The sequence below is a fragment of the Rossellomorea sp. LJF3 genome (assembly GCF_037046045.1).
Taxonomy (GTDB): Bacteria; Bacillota; Bacilli; order Bacillales; family Bacillaceae_B; genus Rossellomorea.
Genome location: NZ_JBANLY010000012.1, coordinates 47,628 through 65,413, shown reverse-complemented (window position 1 = coordinate 65,413; position 17,786 = coordinate 47,628). Strand labels below are relative to the sequence as shown.

The following is a 17,786-nucleotide window of genomic DNA, read 5'->3' as shown; positions in this document are numbered from 1 at the left end:
GTAAGAAAATATGGTTATAGGACCAAGTACGATTCTACTGCTCGTTGCAATTGTGGTGGGCATTATCGTTTTAGCTGTATTATTTACATTTGTACCAGTCATGCTGTGGATTTCAGCAATCGCGGCAGGAGTCAGGATCAGTATTTTCACACTAGTGGGGATGAGATTAAGACGTGTTATCCCGAGCCGTGTGATCAATCCACTGATTAAAGCCCATAAAGCAGGCATTACGGTAACGATCAACCAGCTGGAAAGTCACTATCTTGCCGGAGGGAATGTAGACCGGGTGGTGAATGCACTGATCGCTGCTCATCGTGCAAATATTGAATTGACGTTTGAGCGTGCTGCGGCGATTGACCTTGCAGGTCGTGACGTCCTTGAAGCGGTTCAGATGAGTGTTAACCCTAAAGTGATCGAAACACCGTTCATCGCGGGTGTGGCAATGGATGGAATCGAAGTGAAGGCCAAGGCCCGTATTACGGTCCGTGCGAATATCGACCGCCTTGTCGGTGGTGCCGGTGAAGAAACGATCGTTGCCCGTGTCGGGGAAGGGATTGTATCAACGATCGGTTCATCCGACAATCACAAAAAAGTATTGGAAAACCCGGATTTGATTTCACAGACTGTGCTTTCGAAAGGTCTGGACGCAGGTACGGCATTTGAAATACTCTCGATTGATATTGCGGATGTTGATATCGGCAAGAATATCGGAGCGGAACTGCAAACAGAACAAGCAGAAGCGGACAAGAATATTGCCCAGGCGAAAGCGGAAGAACGAAGAGCGATGGCCGTTGCCAATGAGCAGGAAATGAAAGCAAGGGTAGAAGAAATGAGAGCGAAAGTTGTGGAAGCGGAAGCAGAAGTACCCCTTGCCATGGCTGAAGCACTCAGGTCAGGTAACATCGGTGTGATGGACTACATGAACTTGAAGAATATCGATGCCGATACAGAAATGAGAGACTCGATCGGAAAGCTGACAGGGGATAAAAGAGATCCGAAGAGTGATAAGTAATCTCCCTTTGTTCAGAAAGGAGTATTCCCAATGGAGCCATTGATCATTGCTATATTAATCGGGATCATCACAACCATATTCAATAAAGTGAAACAGCCTCCATCCAATAAACCCGTGAGGCAGAAGCCGATTCAAACGGCCTCTCCCGATTCTCCCGAGCCAGTTGGAAGAGGCAGGGAAAGAGCTGAGCGGGAAAGAGCCGGACGGAGGGAACCAAGGTCATTTAAAGAGCCTGTAAAAGAGGCTGTTTCCTCCATTCAAACCCGTTTGGAAGATAAAAAGAGGGAGGCGGAGTCTGTTTCCAGCCTTCAGAAACAAGAAGAGCGATATTCAAGGAAGCTTGAAGCCCACAAAAACCGGGCAAAGAGGATTCGGGAAGATTCGGGCCTCATTCTTGATTTCAAAAATGAAGATGATATCGTGAAAGGATTTATCTTTTCAGAGGTGTTCGGCCCTCCCAAATCAAAAAAACGACATCATCAAAAATAAAAGTGATGAAACCCCTTTTCATTTCATAAATATGAGATGAAAGGGGGTTCTTTTTTTATGGCGAAAAGCTTATTACAACATATGCGAAAATGGATGACACAGAAAATGGATTTACCCGAAGATGTCATGATGGACCTTCCTCGCGTCACAATGATTGGACAAATTCATATCTATATAGAAAATCACCGGGGTCTTTTGACCTTCACGGATCGGGAGGTACGGCTCCTGCTTAAACAGGGTCAACTGCTGATAAAAGGGGAGCAATTTGTCATCAAGATGATCCTTCCGGAAGAAATTCTCCTTCAGGGGAAAATCGTAGAAGTGATCTATTTAGAACAATAGGAGGGACGGATTTGAAGAATCAATGGTTCACCTTTCTGAGGGGAAAGGTATTTGTGAAAATGGAAGGCAGATTAGTTGAGCGGGTCATCAATCAATTGCTCCGGGCTGGTATCCCGATCTGGAATGTGAAGAGAGCGGGAACGGAGACCATCACCTTTTACCTATCCTTAGAAGATGTACATAACTTCCGAAGAGCGGTACGGACATCCGAGTGTAAAGTGACATTTCTAAGAGGGCAGGGGGTTCCCTTTCTATTCAAGAGATCGCTGAAAAATTCGGGTTTCATGATTGGTGGACTGGCATTCTTCGTCATCGTATTCCTTCTTTCCAATATGGTGTGGGGCATCGAGATCAAAGGTGCATCACCTCAAACCGAACATAGTATACGAAAGGAACTGGAGGAGATGGGTGTTTCCAAGGGGAAAATGCAGTTCTCCATCCCCGATGTTGAGAACATTCAGCGTGAGTTATCCTACAGGATGAATAATATCACGTGGGTAGGGGTGGAGTTGCAAGGGACAACCTTTCACTTTCAAGTCGTGGAAAAGAATGCCCCTATGCCCCCTGAATCAACCGGCCTGCAGCATATTGTCGCCAAAAAGAAAGCCGTCATCACCGACATGTTTGTAGAAGAAGGGGATCCCCAGGTGAACGTCAATGACTACGTCAATAAAGGGCAGCTCCTTGTATCGGGTTTGATCGGGAATGAAAAAGAGCCGAAAGGGGTCTCGGCGAAAGCGAAGATACTGGGGGAAACATGGTATAAGACATCGGTTGAACTCCCGTTGAAGTCACGATTTATCGTATTCAGCGGAAACGAAAAAAGAAAACATTATCTCGGCTTCGGTTCATTTAATATCCAGGTATGGGGCTTCGGGAAAACGGAATTCAAGGACGTCGTTGTGGAAGAAACGAAAAAGCCACTGCGTTTTTTGAAATGGGAGCTTCCGGTGTATTATATAGACCGAAGCATGAAAGAGAAAGAGGACGTGGAAAGGACCTATACGAAATCCGAAGCGATCAAGGCTGCAAAAAAGCTTGCTAAAAGTAATCTGGAATCCTCGCTTCCGGAAGATGCAGAAATAAGAGGGGAAAAAATTTTGCAAGAAAAGGTGGAGAATGGTAAAGTTAGGGTAACCATTCACTTCAAAGTAATAGAAAATATTGCAGAAGGACAACCACTTATTCAAGGAGACTAACGAATGTCAGATGAAATCTTAATGAAATTACAACTTGAAAACCCCAATGAAGCCATCGCTTTGTTCGGTGTTTCAGATTCTCACCTTAAATTAATAGAACAGGAATTACACGTTTCGATCGTAACAAGAGGCGAAGAGTTGCTGGTTTCAGGTAAAGAAGAAGATGTAAGTCTCGCCGTTGATATTTCTGATCGACTGGTGGCTGTGATCCGTAAAGGGATCAATATCGGCCAGCGTGATGTCCATTATGCCATAGAAATGGGCAGACAAGGGACGCTTGAATATTTTACAGAGTTGTACAATGAAGAGATTACAAAGAACGCCAAAGGTAAATCCATCAGGGTGAAAACCTTGGGACAGCGCCAATACATCCAATCCATCAAGAAGCATGACATGGTGTTCGGGATCGGGCCGGCTGGAACAGGGAAGACCTACTTAGCCGTTGTCATGGCTGTACATGCCTTAAAGAACGGGCAGGTCAAGAAAATCATCCTGACGAGGCCGGCTGTGGAAGCGGGTGAAAGCCTCGGGTTCCTTCCGGGTGACTTGAAGGAGAAGGTGGATCCTTATCTCCGCCCCCTATATGATGCCCTGCATGATGTACTGGGAGCGGAGCATACCGCCCGCCTGATCGAGAGAGGTACCATCGAGATCGCTCCCCTTGCATATATGAGGGGCCGTACCCTTGATGATGCGTTTGTGATTCTTGATGAGGCCCAGAATACAACGAAGGCCCAAATGAAAATGTTCCTGACAAGGCTCGGCTTTGATTCCAAGATGATTATCACGGGAGACCGTTCCCAGGTGGATCTGCCAAGGGGCAGCGAGTCAGGATTGATTTCTTCTGAACGGATTTTAAAAGATGTTAAAGGAGTGTCGTTCATTTACCTCGATCAGGCAGATGTAGTCCGTCATCCGCTGGTCGCGAAAATTATCGATGCCTATGAAACAATTGAAAAATAAACAATGAGAGATTGATCCAGTTGATACATGCCGCCATCATAAGATCCGGCATGACTGTGGATCAATCTTTTTTTGTTGGGCAATACATAGATAAATAAGTCAAAAACTGTTATCATTTTACATAATTACTAAATGCTTTACTTATGACTAGCCGAAATTGTTTATACATAACAGGGGGTTCTTTATGCAAACTCACCCATTTCTACTTAAAATAAGGAGCTTTCTCAGCTACCGATTATTTACCAATCTCTTATTTGTGCTGCTGGGCATCATTGTTTTCGGTGTCCTATATGGAAATGTGACACCGAAAACGCTGGATATTCATTTATATGAAGATGCCCCCACTACGATAAGGGCTCCTAAGAAATTCGTCGATAAGGAAGCCACTGCCAAAAAGAAGGAAGAAGCAAAGGCAGAAGTGGCAAGTGTGTATACCCCGAAAGAAGGGGCGATCGATAACTCTACTTCTTTGATTCACTCTCTGTTAGAAAGTGTATATGAAGTGAAAGATGAGTCGAAACAGCAGGCGGAGGATGAGGAAAATCTAAAACCGCCAGCAAGTACGGATACAACTGAACAGTTGAAGCTCCTGAAAGCCAAATTGCCGAAGGATAAGAATAATAATGTCACCAATAGTCTGAGTGATGACGTGTTAATAACGCTCCTGGAGGCGTCAGAAGATGACCTGTCCCGTGTAGAGACCATCGTGACCACACAAATGAAAATCATCATGGAAAATGGCGTGAAAGAGGAAGAATTAAATGAAGCGAAATTGAATCTGGAACAACGGATCACCAACTATTCATTTAAAGGTGATTTATCCACCGCTGCCGTCAAGCTTGGGAAAGTCGCGATTGAGCCGACGCTTTATTACGATGCTGAAAAAACGGATGAGTTAAAGAAGCTCGCCGAGGCAAACGTGGAAAAGGTGGAAATCATTGAAGGCGGCGTCATCGTCGAGGACGGGGAGCTGATCACACCGAAAACATACGGCATCCTGAAGACTCTTGGAATGGTGGAGGATACATTCTCCTTCAGGCCATATGTCGGACTGGCACTCTTTGTCCTTGTGGTGATAAGTTCACTATATTATTTCTTCTACACACTTGAAGTCACCGAGGAAAGAAAGCAGAATTACTTGATACTGACAAGCATCGTATTTGTCATATCACTCTTGATCATGAAGATCGTAGGACTGATCGAGCAGCTGGAAATCAACGACATTGCCTTCATATTCCCGGCAGCGTTCACGGGTATGATATTGAGGATCCTACTGAATGAACGGATCGCCATGATGATGGTATTCATCCTTTCTGCCTGCTCAAGTATCGTGTTTCATCAGCAGTTCTCCGGATCCATCGATATCGAAATTGCGATCTATACGTTATTCAGCGGTGTATCAGGGATTCTTTTCCTTGTGAACCGAAATCAGCGTTCGAATATTTTAAGGGCGGGGATCTACGTAGCGCTTGTCAATATCCTGATCCTTGGATTTTTAATCCTATTAAGCGGTACTTCCTATTCGAATAGTGAATATGTGTATTATATTGTGTTTGCCCTTGTGTCGGGTATCATGTCTTCCATCCTCACGATCGGTTTCCTCCCGTTTTTTGAAGCGGGATTCGGGATTCTTTCCTCCATGAGACTGGTCGAGCTTTCAAGTCCTACACAGCCGTTATTGAAGAAGCTGTTGACCGATGCGCCGGGTACTTATCACCACAGTGTCATGGTGGCGAACCTTGCGGAAGCCGCTTGTGAAGCCATCGGCGCTGACGGACTGCTCGCGAGGGTCGGATGCTATTATCACGATGTGGGAAAGTCCAAACGTCCGCATTTCTTTATTGAAAATCAGCTGAATATGGGGAATCCCCATGACAGGGTCTCGCCTGAAACAAGCCGGGATGTTATTATTAGTCATGCTTCAGATGGAGCCCAGATGCTCCGGAAACATAAATTGCCAAAGGAAATCGTCGACATCGCCGAGCAGCATCACGGAACGACATTGTTGAAATTTTTCTATTATAAGGCAAAAGAACAAGGGAAAGATGTTAAGGAAGAAGAATATCGCTATCCAGGTCCTAAACCCCAAACGAGGGAAGCGGCTGTCATCAGCATTGCGGATAGTGTAGAAGCGGCTGTCAGGTCGAAGAATTCACCCACCCAGGCAGAAATTCAAAAGCTTGTCCATTCGATTGTACAAGACCGCCTACAGGACGGGCAGTTTAACGAATGTGATATTTCATTAAAGCAATTAGAGACGGTGAAGAGGTCTCTATGTGAAACATTGAATGGAATCTTCCATCCGAGGATCGAGTACCCCGAACTTCAAGCAAAAGGAGAATAGGCATGACTTTATTAATCGACTTTATTGACGAGACAGAAACAGTATCAGGTGAACAGACACAGCTGGTTCAGAATATCCTGAACTTCGCTGCTGAACAAGAGGGGATCGAGGATGAAAGCGAAGTGTCCGTGACCTTTGTGACCAACGAACGTATCCAGGAAATCAACCGGGAATACCGGGCTAAGGATCAGCCCACGGATGTAATATCATTTGCCCTCGAAGAACTTGGGGAAGATGAAGTGGAAATCATAGGGGCGGGGATTCCACGCGTGCTTGGGGACATCATCATTTCCATTGACCGGACAAAAGAACAGGCGGAAGAATACAACCATTCCGTCTCCCGTGAACTTGGTTTTCTTGCCCTTCATGGCTTCCTTCATTTATTAGGATACGATCATGTGGAAGAAGAAGAGGAAAAGAAAATGTTCAAGAGACAAAAGGACATTTTAGATGAATATGGACTCAAAAGAGACTAAATTCGGATTGTTCCGGTTCTTAAAATCCTTTGGGTATGCAGCGGAAGGAATGAAGTCTGTCTGGGCAACGGAACAGAACTTCAGAATTCATTCATTTGCAGGGGGCGTCGTTTTCCTTCTTGCCTACCTGCTCTCTGTATCCGCCATGGAATGGGTCATCCTGATCATCCTTGTTTTTTCCGTGCTTGCTCTTGAAACGATGAATACAGCCATTGAAAAGGCAGTCGACCTTACCACGGAAGGGTATCACCCCCTTGCGAAGGCTGCTAAGGATCTGGCTTCGGCTTCGGTCCTTCTCTTCGCAATCTGTACTTCGATCGTAGGAGCCATCATCTTTCTTCCAAAGCTTTTGGAACTGATCCCCTAAAACGGAAAAATGGCAGTGTAAGATCGCAAAATATAGGCCGCAGGGAAGAAATTGAGCGATTTCTTCCCTGCGGCCTCTAATTCATTTGAAAACGTTCTTATACTTGTATAGAATAAGTGGAGCAAAGAACAAAATCGATAAATAGTTTGAATTATCTAACTATTTTATTACAAAATGATAACAGCCCATTTTCTTTTATGAAAATTGTAGTAAAATGAATGTGTAAGGGTTAAAAGGAGAGTTAAATCAATGAATGCAGAACAATTGATACAAGAAGCTAAACTAGCGAGGGAAAAAGCATACGTACCCTATAGTAAATTCAAGGTGGGAGCGGCTCTTCTGTCAAAGGACGGTAAGGTCTATCACGGTTGCAATATTGAAAATGCAGCGTACAGCATGTGTAACTGTGCTGAACGGACTGCGTTATTCAAGGCGTACTCAGAGGGCGATACAGACTATTCAATGATTGCGGTTGTGGCAGACACGGCAAGGCCTGTTCCACCATGTGGAGCATGCCGTCAGGTCATTTCAGAACTTTGTCCGAAAGAAATGAAAGTCGTATTGACGAACCTGAAAGGCGATGTGGAAGAATTAACCGTAGCAGAACTATTACCAGGAGCTTTTTCACCGGAGGATCTAAATGAGTAATAATATCAGTAACACAGAATACAAATCAGGCTTTATCTCCATCATTGGAAGACCTAACGTTGGGAAATCCACTTTCCTGAACCGGGTCATCGGTCAAAAGATCGCCATTATGAGTGATAAGCCCCAGACGACACGGAACAAAGTTCAAGGAGTTTACACGACCGATGATGCCCAGATGATATTCATCGACACTCCTGGAATTCACAAACCGAAACATAAACTGGGAGACTTCATGATGAAGATTGCTCAGAACACTTTAAAAGAAGTGGACGTCATATTGTTCATGGTGAACGTTGAAGAAGGATTGGGAAAAGGAGATCACTTCATCATAGAGAAGCTGAAAGGTGTAAAAACACCGGTCTACCTCATTCTTAATAAGATCGACCAGATCCATCCAGACGCCTTACTGCCTATGATTAAACAATACAATGACCTGTTCCCGTTTGCGGCGACTGTGCCGATCTCAGCACTCGAAGGAAACAACGTGGACCAGCTGCTGCAGTTACTGAAGGATCAATTACCGGAAGGGCCTCAATTCTATCCTGCAGATCAGATTACCGATCATCCAGAACGTTTTATCGTATCTGAACTGATCCGGGAAAAGGTCCTGCACCTGACACGGGAAGAGATTCCGCACAGTATAGCAGTTATGATCGACAAGATGGAGAGGAAAGAAGAGAAGGACCTCATCGACGTCATCGCCACCATCATTGTAGAGAGAGATTCCCAGAAGGGGATTGTCATCGGCAAACAGGGGTCCATGCTCAAAGAAGTCGGAAAGCGCTCGCGGGTAGATATTGAGAACCTGTTGGGATCAAAGGTCTACCTCGAACTATGGGTGAAGGTACAGAAGGATTGGCGTAACCGATCTGCAAACCTCCGTGACTTTGGCTTCAGCGACGACGAATATTGATAATTAACAATATTTAGGCCACATGTTTTAGAGAGAAAATGCTCATTCTAATCACAAGAAAGCTTATGAAGTCTTGCTAGTTTAAATCCAGAAAGGTGGGTTTTTTATGTTAGACTTAACATGGAAATTTTTTTCGCAGACAGGAAGTATAGACACCTATCTCCTTTTTAAGGAGCTTGAGAAGGAGACATTTGAGGATCCTTACAGCTTTGAAGAAGAAACAGCGGAAGTAGATTTTCCTTTAACGTGATAAGTTTGTCATCACCCGGGAAAGCAGAGATCGGGAGGTGGCTAAATGCTGCAGAAGTGTGAAGGAATTGTCATTCGAACCAATCATTACGGTGAGTCGAACAAAATTGTTACCATATATACACGGGAATTCGGAAAGATTGGATTGATGGCTAGAGGGGCAAAGAAACCTAATAGCCGTCTATCCGCCATTTCACAATTGTTTACATATGGTTATTTCCTTTTTATCAAAGGAAGCGGGCTGGGCACCCTTCAACAGGGGGAGATGGCAGAGTCCCTCAGGCATGTGAGGGAGGATTTGTTTAAGACTGCTTACGCCACTTACATCGTGGACCTCCTTGATAAAGCGACCGAGGACCGAAAGCCGAACCCTTTCCTGTTTGAATTGCTTTACAAGACTCTTCACTACTTGAATGAAGACTATGACCCGGAAATCCTGATGCATATTTTCGAAATGAAGATGCTCCCTGTAATGGGGTTGTATCCTCACTTGAACGGATGTGCTGTCTGTGGGGAGACCGATGGTGAATTCGCTTTTTCCTTTAAAGAAAATGGATTCATCTGTCATCGCTGCTTAAGTGAAGACCCACATCATTTACCGATTTCACAAAGCACTGTGAAGCTTCTCAGGGTATTTTACTATTTCGACCTCAATCGATTGGGAAATATATCGGTGAAAGATGAAACGAAACGTCAATTGAAGCGGGTAATCAGGACTTATTACGATGAAAACTCAGGTCTGACATTAAAATCCAGGAGGTTTCTGGACCAGATGGATAACCTTAAGGACTTATTCTAGTTACATAGATGCTGCTTGTGATATAGGAAGGCCCATTCACTTTTGTGAATGGGCCTGATTTTTTATTGTAATATTTAAAATTTGATTTTCTCCTGCAGGAAGCCTTTTACTTCACTGATCGGCATTCTTACTTGATCCATTGTATCGCGGTCACGTACGGTTACTTGACCGTCTTCTACGGAGTCAAAGTCGAATGTGATGCAGAATGGTGTACCGATTTCGTCCTGACGGCGGTAACGTTTCCCGATGGATGCCGTTTCGTCAAAGTCGATCATAAGGTCCTGGGACAGCTCTTCGTACACTTTGAATGCATCGTCAGAAAGCTTTTTCGAGAGTGGCAGGACAGCCGCTTTGAACGGAGCCAGTGCCGGGTGAAAACGTAATACGGTACGTGAATCGTTCTCGAGTTCTTCTTCTTCGAACGCATCACATAGGAATGCAAGGGTTACCCGATCAGCCCCGAGGGAAGGCTCGATGCAGTATGGGACATATTTTTCATTCGTTTGTGGATCCATGTAGTGGAAGTCCTCATTTGAATGTTCCATATGACGCTTCAGGTCGAAATCTGTACGATCTGCCACACCCCAAAGCTCGCCCCAGCCAAACGGGAATTTGTATTCGATATCCGTTGTCGCGTTGCTGTAATGGGATAATTCATCCTGATCATGGTCACGCAGTCTCATATTGTCTTCGCTCATTCCAAGATTCAGTAACCAGTTTTTACAGAATTCGCGCCAGTACGAGAACCATTCAAGGTCTTCACCAGGTTTGCAGAAGAATTCCAGTTCCATCTGTTCGAATTCACGGGTTCTGAATGTGAAATTACCAGGAGTGATTTCATTTCGGAAACTTTTTCCCACTTGGGCAATACCAAATGGCATCTTCTTACGCATGGATCGCTGAACGTTTTTGAAGTTTACAAATATCCCCTGTGCTGTTTCAGGACGTAAATAAATTTCATTTGTAGAAGATTCCGTTACTCCCTGATGGGTTTTGAACATAAGATCAAATTGGCGGATATCCGTGAAATCGTGGCTTCCGCAATCAGGACATGCAATGTCATGCTCTTTGATGATTTCTTCCATTTTCTCGAATGAAAGACCATCGACGATCATCTCGATCCCTTTTGCTTCCAGGGCGTTTTCGATGATTTTGTCTGCTCGGTGACGTGTTTTACATTGCTTACAGTCGATCATCGGATCATTGAAGTTTCCAACGTGTCCGGAAGCTACCCATGTTTGCGGATTCATCAGGATACTTGCATCAAGGCCCACATTATAAGGGGACTCCTGTACGAATTTTTTCCACCAGGCTTTTTTAATATTGTTTTTCAGCTCTACACCAAGCGGACCGTAATCCCATGTGTTGGCAAGTCCTCCGTAAATTTCAGAACCGGGGAAGACAAACCCCCTGTGCTTTGCTAAGTTGACTACTTGTTCCATTGACATATAAGTCACTCCTTTTCATCATTTATGTAAATAAAAAAGCTCGTCCTTAGGCGCTTGAGGCCTAGGGACGAGCTTGTTACTCGCGGTTCCACCCTAGTTGATATACGTGAAGGTATACCCACTTTTAAACGGTAAATAGCTCCGGATTGCCGTCTCCATGCCTTCTGGGCTTTCACTGTCCCCAGTCGCTTATCGGTTAGCAAGGATTATTGATCCATCATAGCCTTATTGGTTATAAGATGAAGACATTTTATCATGATAAAGAAATAAAAACAACTAATGATTGAGAGAAGAGAAAAGATTTGAAGTTTCGTTCAAAAGAAGATACTCTTTGTAAAGTGAAATTTAGCTATAGGTTGTCACAAATGGATGATAATATGCTCTTTTCATTTTGGTTGAATAGTATATAATATTTGATATAAAGTATAACATAAATCGTTTGAACGTTAGGTGGTGAGTAACAATCGAACTTAATAAGCGTCAAGAACATATTCTGCAAATTGTGAAAGACAATGGACCTATCACTGGTGAACAGATCGCGGATCAATTAAATTTAACCAGGGCGACTCTCAGACCCGACCTTGCCATCCTGACCATGGCAGGTTACTTGGATGCCCGTCCGAGGGTAGGGTATTTCTATACAGGGAAAACAGGGACACAGCTTCTGACGGAGAACCTGAACAAAATATTCGTCAAGGATTATCAATCGATTCCAGTTGTGGTGAATGAAAATGTTTCCGTGTATGATGCCATCGTAACGATGTTTCTGGAAGATGTGGGAACGTTGTTTGTCGTGGACGCCAATACATACCTTGTGGGTGTCCTGTCCCGTAAAGATCTTTTGAGAGCGAGTATCGGAAAGCAGGAACTCAGTACGTTGCCGGTGAATATTATTATGACAAGGATGCCCAATATCACGGTTTGTGAAAAGGATGACCAGCTGATCGGTGTGGCAAAGGACTTGATTCATAAGCAAATTGACTCTGTCCCCGTCATCAAAAAGACCGAAAAGGGTGATTTAGAGGTCATCGGCAGGATTACGAAGACCAATATAACAAAAGCATTTGTTGCGTTGGCAGATGAATATTAGAAGGTGGTGAACGATCGTGAAAGAACCGATCATCTATGTTGTATCCGACTCGGTGGGTGAGACTGCTGAATTAGTCACTAAAGCGGCGATTAGCCAATTCAATGGTTCCAATACGGTCATCAAGCGCTTTCCGTATATAGAGGACACCGAACATATCGATGAAGTGATTTCATTGGCTAAGCTCAATCAGGGGTTGATTGTGTACACCCTTGTAAAGCCGGATATGCGTGCTTACATTAAAGAACAATCTGAAAAGGAAGAGCTCTATGCATTTGATATCATCGGTCCATTAATGGACAAATTTCAATCTTCCTACCAAAGGGAACCGCTGTTTGAACCCGGGACTGTCAGAAAGCTTGATGACGACTACTTTAAGAAGGTGGAAGCCATTGAGTTTGCCGTCAAATACGACGATGGGCGTGACCCGCGGGGCATCCTCAGGGCGGATATAGTGCTTGTCGGAGTGTCCAGGACGTCAAAAACGCCTCTGTCGCAATACCTTGCACTGAAGAGGATCAAAGTGGCGAATGTTCCACTTGTACCCGAAGTAGATCCCCCGGAGGAATTATTCATGGTATCACCCAAGAAATGCTTTGGGTTGAAAATCAGCCCTGAAAAGCTGAATACGATCCGCAGGGAAAGATTAAAGTCTCTCGGATTGAACGATCAGGCGAGCTACGCGAATATAAAGCGCATAGAAGACGAACTGACGTATTTTGAAAAAATCACAGACCGCATCGGCTGTCACGTCATCGATGTTACGAATAAAGCCGTCGAAGAAACAGCCAATGTCATTACAAATATTTACCAAAACGCCAGCGAATGATAGGCGGTCATTTGAATGGCCGTGTACATAAAAAGATGATTCCCCCTGAAAAACGTGGGAATCATCTTTTATTTACGCCGTTTCCGCATACCAGAACTTTTTAATCGATATCATCTGCACCTGGAGCGGAAATCAACCACCACTCGCTACATCTTCCAAATAAAAAGTTTCATGAATTTCAAACCATGAACAAAAACCTAAAAGGAATTAAGTTTTTATAGTGGTCAAACTTGTCCGATTATACTATAATAAAAAATTGTGATAAAAATATTTAAAATAGGTTTAGACTAAACTCTTAAGGAATAAACTAATTATTGTGATATGTCAAGTCTCGTCTGAATTAAAATTCGACAATTTTAATCAAATCTCTGGGAAAGTTCTAAAAAGAGAGAAGGATAATACGGAGTGATGTAGAATAGTTAGTATTAGCGAACATAACCCTACCGTATATGTAGACGCGGATGCTTGCCCGGTAAAACAGGAAATTATTAAAATCACAAGAGGTTATGGCTTTAAAATCATTTTTGTTGCTTCCCATGCCCACAGGAAGAACACACCTGATGAAGGTGAATGGGTATATGTGGATAGTTCGAAAGAAGCGGCAGACTTATACATCATGAATCATGTGAAGGCAGGAGATGTTTTGGTCACACAGGACATAGGGCTTGCAAGTCTGGTATTACCGAAAAAAGTTTATGCCATCTCTCCCAGGGGAAAAGCCTACAGGGAAGAGAGTATTGTCACGGCACTCGATTATCGGTATGTCGCAGCCAAAGAACGCAGGAGAGGCAACTATGGTAAAGGTCCCAAGCCTTTTACAAATGAAGACAGAGAAACATTTTGTACGTCCTTCGATAAAATCTTGTCGGAAATTGCAGGAGAATCGCAATAAGTACAGAATGGATTAAGAGGGTAAATAAAAACAGGTGATAGAGTATGTCTGAAAGAATCCCTGAAGATAAGTTAAATAAAATATTATCGTCAACCGATATCGTCGATGTTGTTAGTGATTATGTACAATTGAAAAAGCAGGGCAGAAATTATTTTGGTTTATGTCCGTTCCATGGAGAAAATACTCCATCTTTTTCTGTTTCTCCCGACAAACAAATTTTTCATTGCTTTGGATGTGGTGCAGGAGGAAACGCATTTACGTTTCTCATGGATGTAGACGGCCTCAGCTTCCTCGAAGCGGCTCAAAAGCTGGGAACAAGAGTCGGCGAAGAAATTTCCATCCAAACTCCTTCATCGGATCAACCGCTTCCTCCTCAAGAGGACGAGAAGCAAATGATGGAAGCTCACAGCTTATTAAGTAAATTTTACCATCATCTCCTTCTAAATACAAAGGAAGGTCAGGAAGCACTGGAATATCTACTTGCAAGGGGCTTTACAACTGAAAGCATCACGAAATTTCAGATTGGATGGTCGCTTCCAAGTTGGGACTTCACGGTCAAGTTCCTGGAGAAGAGGGGTTACTCCCTTGAACTGATGGAAGCCGCGGGTTTACTCGTCAGGAGGGAAAAGGACGATTCCTTCCTCGATCGCTTCAGGGGAAGAATCATGTTTCCCATTGTGGATCCAAAAGGGAATACCGTCGCATTTTCAGGCAGGACGATCGAAGCGGATGACCAGCCGAAATACTTAAACAGTCCTGAAACAAAGATCTTTAATAAAAGCAGCATCCTTTATCATTTTCATGATGCACGATCAATGATTAGAAGAAAACAGCAGGCGATATTATTTGAAGGGTTCGCAGATGTTATTTCAGCAAGCGAAGCCGGGGTTGAAAACGGGGTAGCCACCATGGGTACTTCGTTGACGGAACAGCAAATAGGCCTGTTAAAGCGACTAACGGATTCCATCATCATTTGTTACGATGGTGATTCTGCCGGAGTGGAAGCCGCATTCAGAGCCGGGAAGCTTCTTCATAAGCATCAGTTGGACATACGCGTAGCCGTAATACCCGAACAATTAGACCCTGATGACTACATTACCAAATATGGTTCAGACAGATTCCAACAGGATGTAATAGGGGCAAGTTTGACGTTCATGGCGTTTAAGCTTCGGTATTATAAACTGAATAAAAACTTAAATGATGAAGGAGATCGCCTTAAGTATATAGAAGACATACTAAAGGAAATTACTCAATTAAGTAAAGCGGTTGAAAAGGATTATTACTTAAGATACCTGGCTGATGAGTTCGAACTATCGTTAGAGGCCCTTCAACAACAGCTATCTGAATTGCAAGGGCCGGAAAGCCGCGCTGCTAAACCGCCTAAACAGGTCGGTATGCAAGGGAATTTCAAACAATCCACCCAGTCAAGGCTCTTGCCCGCATATCAAACCGCTGAACGAAGGTTGATTGCTTACATGCTGAAGGATCCGAATACCGCTTATAAGATTCAGGAGTGGCTTGCAGGCACGAACCTCAATATTGATGAGCATCAGGCTATTATTACTTATTTATTGGGTTATTATGAAGAAGGTCTGCCTCCAAGTGCCAGTTCGTTTATCGGGTACCTTCCCGATGAAAGGCTCAGAAGGATCGTGACAGAAATCGAAATGATGTCCATAAGCGAAGAAAGCACGGATCAGGAATTGACAGATTACGTTAACCAGGTGTTAAAACATCAAAAGATGTTGAGAATAAAAGAAAAAGAAGTGGAAAGAAAAGAAGCGGAAAGATTAAAGGATTACAGACAGGAAGCACAAATAGCAATGGAAATCTTACAGCTGCGTAAGTCTCTATAAAGTTTTGTAAGGAAGTTGGAAGGAGGGGAACAAATGGCTGAAAAGTCAGCGCGTTCCAAACAAATAGCGTCAGAATTAACAGTTGATCAGGTGAAAGAATTTTTAGTTAACCAAGGTAAGAAAAGAGGAGTCCTCACATACGAAGATATTGCAGATAAATTATCCGGCTTCGAATTGGATTCCGATCAAATGGATGAATTCTATGAACACTTAGGTGAGCAGGGTGTAGAAATCGTTAATGAAAGTGACGAAGATGATGATCCAGGTGCCACGGAGTTAGAGAAGGAAGAGGAAGAAGAGTTTAATCTGAATGATTTAAGCGTTCCTCCCGGGGTAAAGATAAATGATCCTGTACGTATGTACCTGAAAGAAATTGGGAGAGTCGATTTACTTTCTGCAGAGGAAGAGATCAATCTTGCCAAGCGAATTGAAGATGGTGATGAGGAAGCCAAGCGACGTCTGGCCGAAGCGAACCTGAGACTCGTTGTCAGTATCGCAAAACGCTATGTTGGCCGCGGGATGCTATTCTTGGATCTTATCCAGGAAGGTAACATGGGTCTAATTAAAGCAGTGGAAAAGTTCGATTACCGAAAAGGGTACAAATTCAGTACGTATGCGACTTGGTGGATTCGACAAGCCATCACCCGTGCCATTGCGGACCAGGCAAGAACGATACGGATCCCGGTGCATATGGTTGAAACCATTAATAAGCTGATTCGCGTACAAAGACAATTACTTCAGGATCTGGGCCGTGAGCCTGCACCGGAAGAAATTGCTGAAGAAATGGATCTGACACCTGAAAAGGTTCGTGAAATTCTTAAGATCGCTCAAGAACCTGTATCCCTTGAAACACCGATTGGTGAAGAAGACGATTCTCACCTTGGAGACTTCATCGAGGATGCAGAAGCTCAATCTCCTTCGGAACATGCAGCATACGAACTCTTGAAAGAGCAGCTTGAAGATGTTCTGGATACTCTTACAGACCGGGAAGAAAATGTTCTGCGATTACGTTTTGGTCTGGATGACGGCAGAACACGCACATTGGAAGAAGTGGGTAAAGTGTTTGGTGTTACCCGGGAACGTATTCGACAAATCGAAGCGAAAGCCCTTCGGAAACTGCGCCATCCAAGCAGAAGCAAACGATTGAAAGACTTTTTGGAATAGAACCACCCTTTACTGCCTCTATTATGCATAGAGGTGGTTTTTTTTGTCCTAATTAAAGGGTTTTCCCTGATCATTGCCGAATAGACTTAAAGGATGCAACTACAAAAGGTGTGACAATGTGACCAGAATAAAGAATTCAAAAAAAGAAACCATCATCCATGAAATCCTTCTTTGGAAGCAAACAAAGATGCTGCCTGAACAATATTGTGACTATCTTCTTGCAATATATACTGAAGGAGCAGGAATCGGTGACAGAGAATCAGCGGAATCTCAGAAAAATCATTTCCTTAAAGATTTCCTGATTTCCATTTCTTCGATCTTAATTTCATTATTTGTCATTTATTTTACTGAATTGTCAATCGTTTTGCAAACAGCGATTTTGGCAAGTTTTGTCGGATTATTAATGGGTGTAGGAATTTATTATACTAAGAAACAATTCTCACCGTTACTTCTCTTTGCGTCTGCTGCTTGCATCCTCCTTCTTTCATCCATGGAACTGACGGAAAAGATCTTTGAAGGGCACTCTTTGCCATTATACGTAACCTTATTTCTGAACTGTTTCATATGGATGGGTGCAGGGGTGAAGTGGAAGATGAATTATTTCACGCTGGCAGGATCGGTAGGAGCAGTCTTCGTAGGAATTTATATATTACTATAACTTCTGAAAATTTAAAAGTTTTTTAAAGTTGAGAAAATTCATGATTCCCTC

General features: G+C 43.5%; 19 protein-coding genes. 18 read left to right on the top strand and 1 reads right to left on the bottom strand.

Annotated elements, in window-relative coordinates; translation table 11 throughout:
• Positions 1 to 16 precede the first annotated feature (16 nt).
• The 12 genes from floA to recO all read left to right on the top strand — a co-directional run bounded on the left by floA (position 17) and on the right by recO (position 9,801).
• Positions 17 to 1,012, top strand: a complete 996-nt coding sequence (gene floA, locus V8G47_RS12805; RefSeq protein WP_336200501.1) for a flotillin-like protein FloA — start codon at positions 17 to 19, stop codon at positions 1,010 to 1,012.
• A gap of 30 nt (positions 1,013 to 1,042) precedes the next feature.
• Positions 1,043 to 1,501 carry a hypothetical protein gene (locus V8G47_RS12800; RefSeq protein ID WP_336200464.1) on the top strand — a complete coding sequence of 153 codons (459 nt, stop codon included), beginning with the start codon at positions 1,043 to 1,045 and terminating at the stop codon, positions 1,499 to 1,501.
• A 57-nt stretch (positions 1,502 to 1,558) separates the two neighbouring features.
• The gene (gene yqfC / locus V8G47_RS12795; RefSeq protein WP_336200463.1) at positions 1,559 to 1,843 is read left to right on the top strand and encodes a sporulation protein YqfC; all 285 of its coding nucleotides are present in this window, start codon (positions 1,559 to 1,561) and stop codon (positions 1,841 to 1,843) included.
• Positions 1,844 to 1,854: 11 nt separating this feature from the next.
• Entirely contained in the window at positions 1,855 to 3,042 is a 1,188-nt protein-coding gene (yqfD, locus tag V8G47_RS12790; RefSeq protein WP_336200462.1) for a sporulation protein YqfD, read from the top strand.
• Positions 3,043 to 3,045: 3 nt separating this feature from the next.
• The gene (locus tag V8G47_RS12785; protein WP_034757504.1) at positions 3,046 to 4,005 is read left to right on the top strand and encodes a PhoH family protein; all 960 of its coding nucleotides are present in this window, start codon (positions 3,046 to 3,048) and stop codon (positions 4,003 to 4,005) included.
• 184 nt (positions 4,006 to 4,189) lie between these two features.
• Positions 4,190 to 6,349, top strand: a complete 2,160-nt coding sequence (locus tag V8G47_RS12780) for an HD family phosphohydrolase (RefSeq protein WP_336200461.1) — start codon at positions 4,190 to 4,192, stop codon at positions 6,347 to 6,349.
• A gap of 2 nt (positions 6,350 to 6,351) precedes the next feature.
• Positions 6,352 to 6,825, top strand: a complete 474-nt coding sequence (gene ybeY, locus V8G47_RS12775) for an rRNA maturation RNase YbeY (RefSeq protein ID WP_336200460.1) — start codon at positions 6,352 to 6,354, stop codon at positions 6,823 to 6,825.
• Positions 6,806 to 7,192 carry a diacylglycerol kinase family protein gene (locus V8G47_RS12770; protein WP_336200459.1) on the top strand — a complete coding sequence of 129 codons (387 nt, stop codon included), beginning with the start codon at positions 6,806 to 6,808 and terminating at the stop codon, positions 7,190 to 7,192. The genes ybeY and V8G47_RS12770 overlap by 20 nt, the downstream gene beginning before the upstream one ends.
• A 249-nt stretch (positions 7,193 to 7,441) precedes the next feature.
• Positions 7,442 to 7,840: a cytidine deaminase gene (locus V8G47_RS12765; RefSeq protein WP_034757514.1), complete on the top strand. Its 399-nt coding sequence runs from the start codon at positions 7,442 to 7,444 to the stop codon at positions 7,838 to 7,840.
• A complete protein-coding gene (era, locus tag V8G47_RS12760; protein ID WP_336200458.1) occupies positions 7,833 to 8,753 on the top strand; it encodes a GTPase Era in 921 nt (306 codons plus the stop codon). Before V8G47_RS12765 ends, era begins: the two co-directional genes overlap by 8 nt.
• Before the next feature lie 106 nt (positions 8,754 to 8,859).
• Positions 8,860 to 9,003 carry a YqzL family protein gene (locus V8G47_RS12755; RefSeq protein WP_082386398.1) on the top strand — a complete coding sequence of 48 codons (144 nt, stop codon included), beginning with the start codon at positions 8,860 to 8,862 and terminating at the stop codon, positions 9,001 to 9,003.
• A gap of 45 nt (positions 9,004 to 9,048) precedes the next feature.
• On the top strand, positions 9,049 to 9,801 hold the full coding sequence (recO, locus tag V8G47_RS12750; RefSeq protein ID WP_098439832.1) for a DNA repair protein RecO: 753 nt from the start codon (positions 9,049 to 9,051) through the stop codon (positions 9,799 to 9,801).
• A gap of 74 nt (positions 9,802 to 9,875) precedes the next feature.
• Here the strand turns inward: recO and V8G47_RS12745 are convergent, their stop codons facing one another.
• Positions 9,876 to 11,249, bottom strand: a complete 1,374-nt coding sequence (locus tag V8G47_RS12745) for a glycine--tRNA ligase (RefSeq protein WP_336200457.1) — start codon at positions 11,247 to 11,249, stop codon at positions 9,876 to 9,878.
• A gap of 463 nt (positions 11,250 to 11,712) precedes the next feature.
• Here V8G47_RS12745 and V8G47_RS12740 point away from each other — a divergent pair, with 463 nt between their 5' ends.
• From V8G47_RS12740 to V8G47_RS12715, 6 genes are all read left to right on the top strand, one after another.
• The gene (locus V8G47_RS12740) at positions 11,713 to 12,339 is read left to right on the top strand and encodes a helix-turn-helix transcriptional regulator (protein WP_061811336.1); all 627 of its coding nucleotides are present in this window, start codon (positions 11,713 to 11,715) and stop codon (positions 12,337 to 12,339) included.
• A gap of 13 nt (positions 12,340 to 12,352) precedes the next feature.
• Entirely contained in the window at positions 12,353 to 13,165 is an 813-nt protein-coding gene (locus V8G47_RS12735) for a pyruvate, water dikinase regulatory protein (RefSeq protein WP_336200500.1), read from the top strand.
• A gap of 424 nt (positions 13,166 to 13,589) precedes the next feature.
• The gene (locus V8G47_RS12730; RefSeq protein WP_224521051.1) at positions 13,590 to 14,057 is read left to right on the top strand and encodes a YaiI/YqxD family protein; all 468 of its coding nucleotides are present in this window, start codon (positions 13,590 to 13,592) and stop codon (positions 14,055 to 14,057) included.
• A gap of 44 nt (positions 14,058 to 14,101) precedes the next feature.
• Positions 14,102 to 15,913, top strand: coding sequence for a DNA primase (dnaG, locus tag V8G47_RS12725; protein ID WP_336200456.1), 1,812 nt, complete (start codon positions 14,102 to 14,104; stop codon positions 15,911 to 15,913).
• A gap of 33 nt (positions 15,914 to 15,946) precedes the next feature.
• Positions 15,947 to 17,077, top strand: a complete 1,131-nt coding sequence (gene rpoD / locus V8G47_RS12720; protein WP_034757535.1) for an RNA polymerase sigma factor RpoD — start codon at positions 15,947 to 15,949, stop codon at positions 17,075 to 17,077.
• Positions 17,078 to 17,195: 118 nt separating this feature from the next.
• Entirely contained in the window at positions 17,196 to 17,735 is a 540-nt protein-coding gene (locus tag V8G47_RS12715; RefSeq protein WP_336200455.1) for a hypothetical protein, read from the top strand.
• The last annotated feature ends 51 nt before the right edge of the window (positions 17,736 to 17,786 follow it).

Bases quoted from the DNA above. Each gene is read 5' to 3' on its own strand.
- V8G47_RS12800 (WP_336200464.1), top strand. From the start codon at position 1,043: ATGGAGCCATTGATCATTGCTATATTAATCGGGATCATCACAACCATA.
- yqfC (WP_336200463.1), top strand. From the start codon at position 1,559: ATGGCGAAAAGCTTATTACAACATATGCGAAAATGGATGACACAGAAA.
- V8G47_RS12785 (WP_034757504.1), top strand. From the start codon at position 3,046: ATGTCAGATGAAATCTTAATGAAATTACAACTTGAAAACCCCAATGAA.
- V8G47_RS12780 (WP_336200461.1), top strand. From the start codon at position 4,190: ATGCAAACTCACCCATTTCTACTTAAAATAAGGAGCTTTCTCAGCTAC.
- ybeY (WP_336200460.1), top strand. From the start codon at position 6,352: ATGACTTTATTAATCGACTTTATTGACGAGACAGAAACAGTATCAGGT.
- V8G47_RS12770 (WP_336200459.1), top strand. From the start codon at position 6,806: ATGGACTCAAAAGAGACTAAATTCGGATTGTTCCGGTTCTTAAAATCC.
- V8G47_RS12765 (WP_034757514.1), top strand. From the start codon at position 7,442: ATGAATGCAGAACAATTGATACAAGAAGCTAAACTAGCGAGGGAAAAA.
- era (WP_336200458.1), top strand. From the start codon at position 7,833: ATGAGTAATAATATCAGTAACACAGAATACAAATCAGGCTTTATCTCC.
- V8G47_RS12755 (WP_082386398.1), top strand. From the start codon at position 8,860: ATGTTAGACTTAACATGGAAATTTTTTTCGCAGACAGGAAGTATAGAC.
- recO (WP_098439832.1), top strand. From the start codon at position 9,049: ATGCTGCAGAAGTGTGAAGGAATTGTCATTCGAACCAATCATTACGGT.
- V8G47_RS12745 (WP_336200457.1), bottom strand. From the start codon at position 11,249: ATGTCAATGGAACAAGTAGTCAACTTAGCAAAGCACAGGGGGTTTGTC.
- dnaG (WP_336200456.1), top strand. From the start codon at position 14,102: ATGTCTGAAAGAATCCCTGAAGATAAGTTAAATAAAATATTATCGTCA.
- rpoD (WP_034757535.1), top strand. From the start codon at position 15,947: ATGGCTGAAAAGTCAGCGCGTTCCAAACAAATAGCGTCAGAATTAACA.